Annotated in this window: 15 protein-coding genes; 4 read left to right on the forward strand and 11 right to left on the reverse strand. The window is 35.9% G+C overall.

The window, feature by feature from the left end; all coding sequences use genetic code 11:
* Positions 1–34: 34 nt before the first annotated feature.
* A complete protein-coding gene (locus NYE73_RS19380) occupies positions 35–301 on the forward strand; it encodes a DUF3055 domain-containing protein (protein ID WP_009371988.1) in 267 nt (88 codons plus the stop codon).
* Positions 302–384: 83 nt separating this feature from the next.
* Here the strand turns inward: NYE73_RS19380 and NYE73_RS19385 are convergent, their stop codons facing one another.
* The 10 genes from NYE73_RS19385 to NYE73_RS19430 all read right to left on the reverse strand — a co-directional run bounded on the left by NYE73_RS19385 (position 385) and on the right by NYE73_RS19430 (position 8867).
* A complete protein-coding gene (locus NYE73_RS19385; RefSeq protein WP_175400780.1) occupies positions 385–579 on the reverse strand; it encodes a hypothetical protein in 195 nt (64 codons plus the stop codon).
* A 51-nt stretch (positions 580–630) separates the two neighbouring features.
* Entirely contained in the window at positions 631–1158 is a 528-nt protein-coding gene (locus tag NYE73_RS19390) for a D-glycero-alpha-D-manno-heptose-1,7-bisphosphate 7-phosphatase (RefSeq protein ID WP_054549444.1), read from the reverse strand.
* A gap of 114 nt (positions 1159–1272) precedes the next feature.
* Positions 1273–1620: a YutD family protein gene (locus NYE73_RS19395; protein ID WP_004228271.1), complete on the reverse strand. Its 348-nt coding sequence runs from the start codon at positions 1618–1620 to the stop codon at positions 1273–1275.
* Positions 1621–1653: 33 nt separating this feature from the next.
* A complete protein-coding gene (gene lipA, locus NYE73_RS19400; RefSeq protein WP_004228269.1) occupies positions 1654–2571 on the reverse strand; it encodes a lipoyl synthase in 918 nt (305 codons plus the stop codon).
* A gap of 107 nt (positions 2572–2678) precedes the next feature.
* Positions 2679–3476 carry a sporulation protein YunB gene (gene yunB / locus NYE73_RS19405; RefSeq protein ID WP_048394406.1) on the reverse strand — a complete coding sequence of 266 codons (798 nt, stop codon included), beginning with the start codon at positions 3474–3476 and terminating at the stop codon, positions 2679–2681.
* 23 nt (positions 3477–3499) lie between these two features.
* Entirely contained in the window at positions 3500–4609 is a 1110-nt protein-coding gene (locus tag NYE73_RS19410) for an HD-GYP domain-containing protein (RefSeq protein WP_066038192.1), read from the reverse strand.
* Between the two features lie 33 nt (positions 4610–4642).
* The gene (locus NYE73_RS19415; RefSeq protein WP_048394403.1) at positions 4643–6010 is read right to left on the reverse strand and encodes a bifunctional metallophosphatase/5'-nucleotidase; all 1368 of its coding nucleotides are present in this window, start codon (positions 6008–6010) and stop codon (positions 4643–4645) included.
* Positions 6011–6030: 20 nt separating this feature from the next.
* Positions 6031–6855 carry a sulfite exporter TauE/SafE family protein gene (locus NYE73_RS19420; RefSeq protein ID WP_054549446.1) on the reverse strand — a complete coding sequence of 275 codons (825 nt, stop codon included), beginning with the start codon at positions 6853–6855 and terminating at the stop codon, positions 6031–6033.
* Positions 6855–7712 carry a DUF72 domain-containing protein gene (locus tag NYE73_RS19425; RefSeq protein ID WP_054549447.1) on the reverse strand — a complete coding sequence of 286 codons (858 nt, stop codon included), beginning with the start codon at positions 7710–7712 and terminating at the stop codon, positions 6855–6857. The genes NYE73_RS19420 and NYE73_RS19425 overlap by 1 nt, the downstream gene beginning before the upstream one ends.
* Positions 7713–7868: 156 nt before the next feature.
* The gene (locus NYE73_RS19430; protein WP_259949611.1) at positions 7869–8867 is read right to left on the reverse strand and encodes an ABC transporter substrate-binding protein; all 999 of its coding nucleotides are present in this window, start codon (positions 8865–8867) and stop codon (positions 7869–7871) included.
* A gap of 585 nt (positions 8868–9452) precedes the next feature.
* Between NYE73_RS19430 and NYE73_RS19435 the strand changes: the two genes are divergently transcribed.
* The 3 genes from NYE73_RS19435 to NYE73_RS19445 all read left to right on the forward strand — a co-directional run bounded on the left by NYE73_RS19435 (position 9453) and on the right by NYE73_RS19445 (position 10688).
* Positions 9453–10220, forward strand: coding sequence for a hypothetical protein (locus NYE73_RS19435; protein WP_066038196.1), 768 nt, complete (start codon positions 9453–9455; stop codon positions 10218–10220).
* 94 nt (positions 10221–10314) lie between these two features.
* Positions 10315–10437, forward strand: coding sequence for a hypothetical protein (locus NYE73_RS19440; protein ID WP_255409625.1), 123 nt, complete (start codon positions 10315–10317; stop codon positions 10435–10437).
* Positions 10407–10688, forward strand: a complete 282-nt coding sequence (locus NYE73_RS19445) for a tyrosine-type recombinase/integrase (RefSeq protein ID WP_233732843.1) — start codon at positions 10407–10409, stop codon at positions 10686–10688. The genes NYE73_RS19440 and NYE73_RS19445 overlap by 31 nt, the downstream gene beginning before the upstream one ends.
* 82 nt (positions 10689–10770) lie before the next feature.
* Here the strand turns inward: NYE73_RS19445 and sufB are convergent, their stop codons facing one another.
* Complete coding sequence (gene sufB, locus NYE73_RS19450; RefSeq protein ID WP_016993620.1) at positions 10771–12168, reverse strand: Fe-S cluster assembly protein SufB; 1398 nt, start codon at positions 12166–12168, stop codon at positions 10771–10773.
* Positions 12169–12252 lie beyond the last annotated feature (84 nt).

Genomic DNA, 12252 nt, shown 5'->3' on the forward strand with positions numbered 1-12252 from the left:
TACCATAACTATAGGATTGGAAGGAGATTAAAAGATGGAACGTTTTTTTTTATATGATGATGTAGAAGATACGAAAACAAGATTTGTTAGTTTTGCTGGACAAAAGCTACGTTATGATTTAGCTATATTACAATCTGGCCGCTTCTTTGGAAAAGTGCTTGTCATGGATATCCAGTTCGGTCGCTTTGCTATTATTGGTCCTGATGATGTAGAAGAGCCTGGTTACTTAGAACATGTGTACAATCGCACAGAGGAAGAAACAATCGAATTACGGGAATACTTGCGTGAATTATTGAACTAACACCCATTTTATTGGGTGTTTTTTTATATAACATAAAAAAATTTCGCTAACCCTGAGCGATTGCGAAATCTTTTTACGTATTGTTATTTATTTAAAGTGGATGGATTATCTTTATTATGGGGCTTGTCTTTATTTTCATTATCATTTTGCTTTTTCGCTTGCTGATTTTGACCAATCACAGCTAAATCGTCTACACTAATATCAAAACCATACCCATATTCCTCTCGATCTAATGGCTTTTTATTGCGTTTTTCTTTTGCCAACATCATCACCTCCATTCATAAATTATCCCTTTTTTAATGATTTATACGCCCTTTTTCTCAATACATTTAAGCTGTGACATCCTTAATAATCCACTGGGCAGCGCTTATTAAATCTGGAAAGACAGCATCTGCTAATGGATCTTGTTCTCCTAGGAAAACACCCTTTGTTCCTGCCCGTTTTCCTGCAATAATATCCGTATCTGTATCGCCAACCATATAGGATTTTGATAAATCAATGTTATATTTCTTTCCTAAATCCACAATTAATTTGCTATTGGGCTTGCGGCAGGCACAACCTGACTTAGGTTTGTGCGGACAATAAACGACTTCATGGATCACTGCCCCTTTTTTCTTTAGCTCCTTCACCATATGTTCATGTATTTTCTGTAAGCCACTTTCCTTCATAAAGCCTAAACCAACCCCACCTTGATTTGTCACGACAAACACATAATCAAAATGCTTATTTAGCTTTCTGATTGCCTCAGGCACTTGCGGTAAAAAGTACAAATCCTTAGGTTTATTCACAAACTTCACACGATTGGTCAGTACTTCATTGATAACACCATCACGATCTAAAAATACGGCTCTTTTCATTTGCAACACACCTTCGATAAGCTGTTTTTTGCTTTAGTTTTCCCCAATTACACAAAAGCTAACAATCATGAAAAAAAACCTGATGCCTATCACATCAGGTTTTTGTATAAGAGTTTATTCTGCTAAAGGTTCATGGTCTGTTGGCTTTGTTACTTCACTCATATCCACTACTTCTGGCTGTTTCATAACTTTCCCCAATTTACGTAATACGAAATAAGCACAGCCAAAATTACAGTATTCGTATAGATAATCTTGAAGCGTACTTATTTTTGTATCAAAAGTGGATTTTTGATTTTTATCATCAAAAAACCCCTTTAAACGTAACTGGTTATAGCCCCAATCACCTACAATATAATCGTATCTGGCTAAGATATCTGAGTATCTTTCCTGAAAAACTTCCTCCTGAAAGGCCTCGCGATAATCTTCTATTAGTTCATATTCTAATCCTTCAACTATGATCAAAGTGACACCACCCTTTTCGTTCAGCCTTGACGTTTACACTTCCGCTTGTAATTGACGTTCTTTCGTTGCAGCATTTACTTGTTCGTCTGCATGATAACTACTACGTACAAGTGGGCCAGCCTCACAATGCTTAAAGCCTTTCTCCATGGCAATCTTACGCAGTTTACCAAATTCTATTGGTGAATAGTATTTTTTAACTGGTAAATGCTTTTTCGTTGGCTGTAAATATTGACCGATCGTCATAATATCTACATTATTTGCACGTAAATCGTCCATGACTTCTAAAATTTCTTCATGTGTTTCGCCTAATCCAATCATTAGTGATGATTTCGTTGGAATTTCAGGCTGCATCTCTTTAGCTAAACGCAGGAACTCTAAAGAGCGTTCGTATTTTGCACGAGCGCGCACTCTTGGTGTTAAACGGCGTACTGTTTCAATATTATGATTTAAAATATCTGGTTTTGCATCCATTAACATTTGAAGGTTCTCCTTCATCCCGCCTAAATCTGATGGCAATACCTCAACAGATGTGAAAGGACTTTTACGACGAATTGCACGTACTGTTTCTGCTAAAACTTGCGCTCCGCCATCCTTTAAATCGTCACGTGCGACCATTGTAATAACAACGTGCTTTAAATTCATAATAGCTACTGAATCTGCAACGCGCTCTGGTTCTGCCAAATCTAGTTCATTTGGTAAACCTGTTTTCACTGCACAGAAACGACAAGCACGTGTACAAACGGAACCAAGAATCATCATGGTAGCAGTACGTCTCTCTCCCCAGCATTCATGGATGTTTGGACAACGAGCTTCTTCACATACTGTATGCAGATTTTTCTCACGCATCAGCTTTTTAAGCCCTTTATATTCATCATTCGTGTTTAGTTTTATTTTTAGCCAATCTGGTTTTCTTACATGTTCTTCTTTACTTGTAGGTTTACAAGATGTCATACGAATATCGCCCCTATCAAAAATATACATTTTTTAATATTAACTATCTTCACTGTTGTCAATGTAACATATTAAAGGCACTCCAACAACTATCACAACAAACATTTCTATTTATAAGGGACAGGTATTTCTATGGACGGTTGTGGCGCGTCACTACTATTGGTATAAATGTTTGGAACAGGTCCCCTTGTTAGGCCCATCGCTACAGGTATATCCTGTGCAACGGTAGAAGATTTACTAGCGAAAGGAACAATAATCTGAACATTTACCTCTAAATGAATACCTACCTCCACATAAGCACTATTGATTCCAAATTCTTGAATAGAGGATGTCACATTACTATGAACATTCCCAATCACATGGAAGCGAATTGGGATCTTTGGCCCCAAATTTCCAAGCAAGGGAATATTGGCTGCTTGACCAAGCGGTACAAAAAAGACAATGCCATCACCATCTTGGATCCTGTTAATATCATATTCAACATTATCTAATTCAGGTAAATGGGATAGCTCTCCCTGTTCAGCTTGCTCCAAATACATTTTAACAAGCTCTAATGTCTCTGCTCGAACACGATTAATGATTTCTGTATTAAACTTAGTCGTCATCATTTCAGACGTACCTGGAGGAATATCTTCAATGATATCATTTACATCTAATACATTAGAGGTACGTGAATTAATGGCTTTACTCACAACATATGAGGCAATCTTCGTAGTTTGCACTTCCGCATATTGCAAATAGGTTGGCATGAGCCGTTCATTTAAATAATAAATAAATAATATAAGGCAAACAACCATACTAACAATTAAAATCGTTAATTTATTAAGACGCATTCCCCTTCTACCATATGAGCGTAATTTCATTCTTTTTCGAGGGAAAAACAAAAAAATCTCCTCCTGTTCCATAACGTATGAACAGGAGGAGTAATTTATTCTACTTTTGCGGGAACCACATAATCCGTCTCAACATTTTCAATTGTTACATCAGGATAATCCACTAAATTAATTTCATATGTAGCTGCCAGCAATTGATCTTGTTCTTCAAAAATACGAATCCATGGTAATGCCGCATCCAACGTGTTTTGTCTAGATACAATCCCACGGCGTCCATCTGATAATTTTAAAATAACACCATTTGGATAATGAACAACAGCTCTTTTTAAAGCTTTTACAATTCGAGCATCATAAAGAGTGCCCGAGCCAGCTTCAACAATAGCTAGTCCTTGTGAAGGGAGCATCTTCTCCCGGTATACACGATTCGTTGTCACCGCATCAAAAACATCTGCAACACCAATTATCTTGGCAAATGGATGAATTTCAAAGTCAACAAGTCCTCTTGGATAGCCACTTCCATCAATACGTTCATGGTGTTGGAAAGCACAGTGCGCCACAAGCAGAGAGATTGAATGTAAATTCCGTAATAAATCAAAACCGTAACGAGCATGCATCTTCATCATTTCAAACTCATCATTCGTTAAACGTCCTGGCTTTGTTAAAATATCTTTCGGTACCATTAGTTTACCGACATCGTGTAATAATGCACCTATCCCGATCAAACGTAAATCCTCAGCAGAGTAGCCAAGTTCTTTGGCAATGGCAATAGAATACAATGTCACTTGGAAAGAGTGTTGATATAAATATTCATCAAATAAATAAGCATCTGTTAAAATGGTTAGAATTTCATTATTTCCAGTAACTGCAGAAAGTAATTCATCTACGATCGAAACAATTGTCTTTGATTGCTGATCTAATATATAAGAAGCATTTACTGGATTCAAACCATCAATGGACTGGAACGAATCCTTTATAGTTTTGATGACTTTATTTCGCATAGCAGGTGGAACGGTCTCTTCTACTTCTATTCCCTCAGAAATCTCATCGTCAATATATAAATAATGTGTATTTAACTGTTGAAGTCTTTGAATAATACGGTCATTAATGACAACATCTTTCTTTAAAAGCGGATGACCTGCCTCATTCCAAATGGTTCTTCCTAATACCATTCCTTCTTTTAATACATCGATTGAAATTAATCGCATGACTTCTTCCCCATTCCATTCTTTAAACTCTCTCTATTGTTTAAAGAATCTTTGACCATAATCTATCATAATGTTTCGTAAAAATTCAGGTAAAATATATTGTTTTTTTGCATATTTAAAACTTGGATAAAAATAACCAAATGTAAACAGATCCAATGTGACCAGTTTATAAATGTGATTTTGATCTGCTAGCTTACCATTAATTAATAATTGCCGATTTTCATTCATGGAAAATCCATATGTCAATATTTTTCCAAAAATGACGCCTCTAAACCCTAGTCCTTTTAGTTCGATATAGGGCCATTCTTCATTTTTAGATTGCATATAAATTTCTTTCATTTCAGCGACGGATAATTCAATTGTACATAAATTAATTGGATGTGGAAAAATTCGGTGCAAATCTAAGGCAGTCACTATTCCCTTAGGAAGACCATCTAAAAATATCCCTGCATTGAATAATGCACAGTCCGCTCCGCTTTTTTCCAAAATTGCATGTGCAAATAAATCAGATAGCTGTGAATAATGGAACCATTCCTTGTTGTAGGCTTTCTTTGTTGTAAAAACTGGAGTATCCAATATTCTGTTTCCTTCATCCTCCAAAAACTGTACCACTTTCTGTTCATTTTTAACAATTGGCAAATCCTTATTATGAATTAAAGTATCCTTTTTTTCAACAATTTTCCTCAATTTTTTATCATATTCTATGATAAGATGTCCAGTATATTGGCCAAACTTACCTCCACCTGTCAGTAAAACCCCATTAATCACTTTGCCCTCTGGTAGGACATGATGAGTATGAGAGCCGAATATAACATCAATTTCTGGACACTCATCCGCTAAGAGCTCATCCTCTGTAATGCCTAAATGGGATAAGCATACAACAATGTCTACTTCTTCACGTAGTTGATGCGCTAAACGTAGCAGTGTACTTCTAGCGTCGTCCATATGCCAATTTAATTCTTCATAATATACTTCAAACATGGCCGTGGCTGCAATGACGCCAATCTTCGTACCCATTGCTGTTGTTAAGATTACATAAGGCTTCATCCATGCTGGCTTCTTCCCGTGGGAGGCATATACATTTGCAACCACAACATCAAAATTAGCATTGTCATATAAGTGGAAGAGCTCTTCATGGGATAATGTAATACCTTCATTGTTGCCGATTGTCACCACATCGTAACCCGCCTCATTTAGCAATCGCACATTACCTTTCCCAACTGTTGCTTCTGTATAAATGTTGGAACGATCTAAATGATCTCCAACATCAAACAAATAGCTTGTTTCCCCGATATTCCCTAATTTATTGCGCATTTCTTTCACATAGCTTTGCATTCGTGGCCAATACTTAAAATGACTATGCAAATCATTTGTGTGAAAAATATGGATCTTTTCAAGCATTAAAGCCACCTCACTTCAAATTAAGCTAATATGCCTTCTATAATAGATCGAATTCCTAGTAATAATAGAATAATCCTTAAAGCTAGTACAAGTGTATCGGATTTAATCCTCTTATTTAACGCAGCACCCAGCTTTGCTCCAACATAAGCCCCAGGAATAACTGGAATAGTATAAAGCCAGGGTACATGACCGAAATAAACATGGCTTGCAGAATTAACAATGGACGTTAAAAATACCATAAACATCGATGTTGCCACCGCGACATGTGGGGGGAATAAGAATAAAATAATCATTGCTGGCACGATCATGGAGCCGCCACCTATTCCAAATAAACCAGAAGCAAAGCCAATACCAAATGTTAATGTAATAGCAAACCAAATGGGATAGCCATATACATAGGTTTTTCCCTCAGAGTCAGTAAACTCTTGCTGCATACCATTTTTTACAAACCATTTTACAGGCTTCAGTTTGTCTCTCACAAGCAAAATAATCGATAAAATAATAAGTAAAATACCGAAATATAAATTAAAGGATGGTAAATCTAATCCTTTATTGACCCATGCGCCAAGGATTGTTCCTGGAATACTTCCAATAAAGAATATAAAACCACTTTTATAATCCACCGTTTTAGATTTCATATAGCTTAGCGTGGAGGCAAGTCCCGTGAAAATCATCATCACCACTGATAAACCGACTACTTTTTGTGGTGTAATATCTGGGATCATTCCTAAATTTAAGCCGATGTATAATGTTGCTGGTACTAATACTACACCACCACCTAGCCCAACTAATGAGCCAATTAGACCAGCAAGCAAGGCAATGATGACTAATAAAATAAACTCCATTATAGTTCCCCTTCAAACATGTTTAATTGTTTAGGTGCCAACCCGACATCGTTAATATTCAACATACCTTGTAGCTCCTTTGCGTTTTTCGCTGCATGATTACCAGAATTATTATTAAATAAAACGAAGAGTTCATTGACCTCTGGTTCAAGCTTTTTCATGCTATCCCCAAGCTGCTGTAATTCTTCTTTATTATAATCATATAAGAAGCGAACTTTACGCCAATTTTCTGCATTTCCTGTGTTCCGCCATCCATGTATATTGCGACCATGGAGACGAATCAACGCTTTATTTGCAGTCACTACAGGGTAGAAAGGAACAGATCCTACACCAGCCTGTGGTTCATCACAAATCGTATGGATAAATTGATGTTCTCGTAAGAAATCTATCGTCTGCTTGACAACATTTTCTGCATACCATGTTTGATTTCGAAATTCAATCGCTACTTCAAAATCCTTTAACTGCTGTCGGATATACAATAAATATTGCACATTTTTTCCTTGGCAATCAAACCATGGTGGAAATTGTGCTAATACCATGGCTAGCTTTCCGTAACGTTTAAATTCATTGGCACATTCAATAAATGCATTGAACATATCATTTTTTGATTCAAAGGGAATCTCTCCACGTAAATGACCCGTCATTCCTTGGTAAGCTTTCACAACAAAACGGAAGTTTTCAGGTGTATCCTCACACCATTTCCGAACATGCTCTTTGGCTGGTATGGCATAAAAAGAAGTATCTACTTCAACCGTTAAAAAATGACCTGTGTAATCAAATAATTTATCCTTTGAAGTAGTCACTCCACTATAAAGTGAAGGGTGATCGCCCCAACCAGTTAATCCTACTACAATCATGTGACATCCTCCTCTATGTACATAATCATAGCACACAGTATGTCACTACAAATAAACATCATGTAAAAAATATACCTTCTTTTATCACTTAATTATGCCAAAGAAAAAGCATGAGTCCATATTCCATTGAACTCATGCTACTATAACAGGCGACGTTTATTTCACAAGATTTTGCTGAATAGCCTCTAAAAACTTAATTCGGCTATATGCAGGGCCACCTTCCATTAGTGGATCTAGTACATTAACAAATACTCGGTCATTTTTAAATGCAGTAATATTTTGGATGATTGGATTCTTTTTAAAGTCTTCTAAAGCATTCGGCGCGTCCGCATTTTCATCTGTTGAAAACTGCACAAATAAATAATCAGGATTCATATCTGCAAGCTGTTCTACAGAAATGGCCTCTTGAGATTTAGCTTTAGCAACTTCATTAGGTACTGCTAAACCAAGCTCGCCATATAGAACTGCATTTAAAAATACTTCTTTTGGATAAACATACGCTTGTCCTCCACGAATACGAATAGCCGCTACTTTTTGATCTTGTAGTTTTTCAGTTAACGTGGACTTAGCAGCTTCAATATCAGCTTTATATGTAGATAAGATCTTCTCAGCATCTGCTTGCTTACCAGTTAGTTCTGCTAGTAAATTCAAATTAGATTCCCAGTTCGTCGAAATATGTGAAACTAAAATTGTAGGTGCAATTTTCTCTAATTTACTTTGTACCTCTTCTGGGAACTTTGTGGACCCTAAAATGACATCTGGATTTAATTCTAATATTTTTTCAAAGTTTGGTTTAATCTTCTCACCAATAGATTCTGCTTTGTCTGTTACAGAAGCATAGAGCTCAGGGAACTTGCCACCAATAGCAATAGCTCCAACTGGGTGAACATCCAGCACCACCATATCCTCCATTGCTTCCATAGCTCCTGTTACAACAATTCTTTCAACTTTTTCTGGCACTTCATAGCTTTCACCAAGATATTCAATCGTTCTTGTGCCATTTTCATTTGTTGATTCTTCTTTTGTTTGTGTCACTTCTTCTTCTTTTGGTGTATCAGTGGAATATTCCTCTTCTACTGCCTTCTTCTCTCCACATGCGGCGAGAATGAGCATAAATAATGCTATGAAACTAATAAATAAAAACTTCTTTTTCATTTACCTATTCTCCTTTGAAGATGATTAACTATCTCATCTGGCTTATTGAAGTATTGAACATCTTCTAGATTTATCAACCCCTTCTTAATTGATATTGATTCTCATTATCATTTTAGTATGTAATCTTAAAAAAATCCAGTACTATTTCTCTCCATTTTTATTCGCAACATAAAAACACAAAAAACCCCTAGTCACAATTTAACTTTATCGTCTGTCTCTCGTTGGGACACACTCGATGGGACATAAGGTAAAATGCGATAAATACTAGCCCCTTTATTACCGTTTAATCTCATTATTGGTACTTTTTAGATGATGCCTAATTTCTCTAACTTTTAACGCTACGATAAACTGTCTTTGTGCTGATCTCCAATGCTGCAGCAATAGTGGCAGCTTTCAAATGACAGGCTCCTGGATGTATCCAAAGGATGCGTTAGAAAAAATCACGATTACATTGGATGTAAAGAACTTAGGTGACTTACTGCAGCATATAGACAAGGACACAGATAACTAATATTGGTTGTCTGTTTTTTATGTACTTTCACCAATAAATTCCCTAAAATGTAATTATGGAGGGAGGAATGTATAATGAAACAATTACTATACATAGGGTCATTATCAGTATTATTACTTGCTGCATGCGGTGATGAAAACATTGCTACAATAACCCCAGACGAATTTAAAAAGTTGGAACAAGGTATGAGTTTAGATGAAGTAGAAGAAATAGTAGGTGGCAAATCAAAAAATCCAGAAGCAAAAGAAAATGAAGACTTACGATTGTTTTTAGACTATGACGGAGAAAATGGGATAGATAAAGAATCTTCTGTATCACTTGTTTTTAAAGATGGAAAATTAGAGACACTTATTGAAACTGGCTTATTAGAACCCAAAAAAGAATTAACTAAAGAAGAAAAAGAGAAAATTGATGAAAACATTGCCCAAATAATTAGTAAAGTTTCAACAGAAGAAGTCGAAAAAATCATTACTGATAAACTAGGAAAAAATAATAACTCGCAGAAAAAAGTAATAGAAAAAGTAGAAGCAACCGATAGTGGTTTAAATCTAACTTTAAATGCTTCGGATAATTTCACATTAGATATGATGAAACGTGGTATGTGGATGGATTCTATAAAAATTTTAGAACCACTTTCAAAAGTTGATAATATTAAACAAATAAATGTCGATTGGCAGCTACCTCTTATTGACAATTACGGTAAAGAGAAAGATTCCGCAGTAATGAAGTTTAGTATAGATAAAGCAACACTAGATAAAATAAATTGGGATAATTTTTTAACAGAAAGCTTCCCAGATGTAGTTACTAATTATAATGAACACCCAGCTTTAAATGAAAAATAGGTATAGGCCGCTCAACTGAGTGGCTTTTTTTATATGTATTATTGGTAATATTTCTATAAAATAAGATTACAAATATCTGTAAGGGGTGCATGACATGGATACAATAGCAGAAACAATTAAATTCACTGGCTTTGGTAAGAAGAAAGCAATGGCTAAACAAATTCAAATGAAAATAATGGTAATATCATTTTTCAAAACTATCTTGGAAATTATTTAACACCTTCTACGGTTCGAGAAAGTATAGAGAAGTATTGTAAAAAAGCTGGTGTAGATTATAAAGGTACTCATTGTTTCAGACACACACATACAGTGTTGCTTTTAAAATCGGGGGCTAGTATAAAATTTGTTTCTAACCGATTAGGGCATAAAACAATTAAAACAACTTCTGATACTTACTTAGATATTTCTGAGAAAATAGAAGAAGACGAACTAAAAAAGTTCGCCTCCTACACAAATGATAAAATCTGAATCGGCACGTTTTCGGCACGGCAGATTTTGATTGTTTTTCTAACGCCTCTAAAATCCTTATATATCAAGCATTTCAGGTGTATTACCCGATACTGCCCTCCATCTCGAATTTAATCAGACGGTTCATTTCTACTGCGTATTCCATTGGTAGTTCTTTTGTGAATGGCTCGATGAAGCCCATTACGATCATTTCTGTTGCTTCTTCTTCGGAAATTCCGCGAGACATTAAATAGAATAATTGTTCTTCAGATACTTTTGAAACTTTTGCTTCGTGCTCTAAAGATACATTATCATTAAAGATCTCGTTATAAGGAATTGTATCAGAAGTCGATTGATTATCCATAATCAGCGTATCACATTCGATGTTAGCACGTGCACCACTTGCTTTAGGACCGAAACGAACTTGTCCCATATACGTTACCTTACCACCTTGTTTAGCAATCGATTTAGAAACGATTGTTGAAGATGTGTTTGGTGCCATATGGATCATTTTAGCGCCAGCATGTTGGTGTTGTCCTTTACCTGCTAATGCAATCGATAATGTCATACCACGAGCACCTTCACCTTTTAGGATACATGCTGGGTATTTCATTGTTAATTTAGAACCGATGTTACCATCAATCCATTCCATTGTACCGTTTTCTTCTACAACTGTACGTTTCGTTACAAGATTGTAAACATTGTTCGCCCAGTTTTGAATTGTTGTATAACGGCAATAGGCATCTTTACGAACAACAATTTCTACAACTGCTGAGTGTAAAGAGTTTGTTGTGTAAACAGGAGCTGTACAACCTTCAACATAGTGTACGTGAGCGCCTTCATCAACAATAATAAGTGTACGTTCGAATTGACCCATATTTTCTGAGTTAATACGGAAGTAAGCTTGTAACGGTGTTTCTACTTTAACACCTGGTGGCACATAAATAAACGATCCACCTGACCATACTGCTGAGTTTAAAGCAGCAAATTTATTGTCTGTGTAAGGAATCACTTTGCCCCAATATTGTTTGAAAATATCTTCGTTTTCACGTAGAGCAGAGTCAGTATCTTTGAACACAATACCAAGATCTTCAAGGTCTTTTTTCATGTTGTGATAAACTACCTCAGACTCATATTGTGCAGATACACCTGCAAGATATTTTTGTTCAGCTTCTGGGATACCTAATTTATCAAAAGTTGCTTTGATTTCATCAGGTACTTCATCCCATGATTTTTGAGTAGCTTCTGATGGTTTTACATAGTACGTAATTTCATCAAAATCTAAATCTCCAAGATCGCCACCCCATTGTGGCATCGGTTTTGTATAAAATGTTTCAAGAGCTTTTAAACGGTATTCTAGCATCCATTCTGGCTCTTGTTTCATATTTGAAATTTCACGGACGATTTCTTCAGTTAAACCGCGTTTTGAACGGAAAATTGATACGTCCTTGTCATGGAAACCGTATTTGTAATCGCCGATATCAGGCATTTTTTTAGCCATCGTTTCTCCTCCGTTCATTGAGATGTATTTTTCTAGGTAATCATCCCTTGCTTTGAGTGAAGGCATAGTAGCTTTCACTCAAGA

Origin of the sequence: Lysinibacillus sp. FSL K6-0102 (genome assembly GCF_038003545.1) — a bacterium.
Classification (GTDB): domain Bacteria; phylum Bacillota; class Bacilli; order Bacillales_A; family Planococcaceae; genus Lysinibacillus; species Lysinibacillus capsici.

Bases quoted from the DNA above. Each gene is read 5' to 3' on its own strand.
- NYE73_RS19380 (WP_009371988.1), top strand. From the start codon at position 35: ATGGAACGTTTTTTTTTATATGATGATGTAGAAGATACGAAAACAAGA.
- NYE73_RS19385 (WP_175400780.1), bottom strand. From the start codon at position 579: ATGGAGGTGATGATGTTGGCAAAAGAAAAACGCAATAAAAAGCCATTA.
- NYE73_RS19390 (WP_054549444.1), bottom strand. From the start codon at position 1,158: ATGAAAAGAGCCGTATTTTTAGATCGTGATGGTGTTATCAATGAAGTA.
- lipA (WP_004228269.1), bottom strand. From the start codon at position 2,571: ATGACATCTTGTAAACCTACAAGTAAAGAAGAACATGTAAGAAAACCA.
- yunB (WP_048394406.1), bottom strand. From the start codon at position 3,476: ATGGAACAGGAGGAGATTTTTTTGTTTTTCCCTCGAAAAAGAATGAAA.
- NYE73_RS19410 (WP_066038192.1), bottom strand. From the start codon at position 4,609: ATGCGATTAATTTCAATCGATGTATTAAAAGAAGGAATGGTATTAGGA.
- NYE73_RS19415 (WP_048394403.1), bottom strand. From the start codon at position 6,010: ATGCTTGAAAAGATCCATATTTTTCACACAAATGATTTGCATAGTCAT.
- NYE73_RS19420 (WP_054549446.1), bottom strand. From the start codon at position 6,855: ATGGAGTTTATTTTATTAGTCATCATTGCCTTGCTTGCTGGTCTAATT.
- NYE73_RS19425 (WP_054549447.1), bottom strand. From the start codon at position 7,712: ATGATTGTAGTAGGATTAACTGGTTGGGGCGATCACCCTTCACTTTAT.
- NYE73_RS19430 (WP_259949611.1), bottom strand. From the start codon at position 8,867: ATGAAAAAGAAGTTTTTATTTATTAGTTTCATAGCATTATTTATGCTC.
- NYE73_RS19435 (WP_066038196.1), top strand. From the start codon at position 9,453: ATGAAACAATTACTATACATAGGGTCATTATCAGTATTATTACTTGCT.
- NYE73_RS19440 (WP_255409625.1), top strand. From the start codon at position 10,315: ATGGATACAATAGCAGAAACAATTAAATTCACTGGCTTTGGTAAGAAG.
- sufB (WP_016993620.1), bottom strand. From the start codon at position 12,168: ATGGCTAAAAAAATGCCTGATATCGGCGATTACAAATACGGTTTCCAT.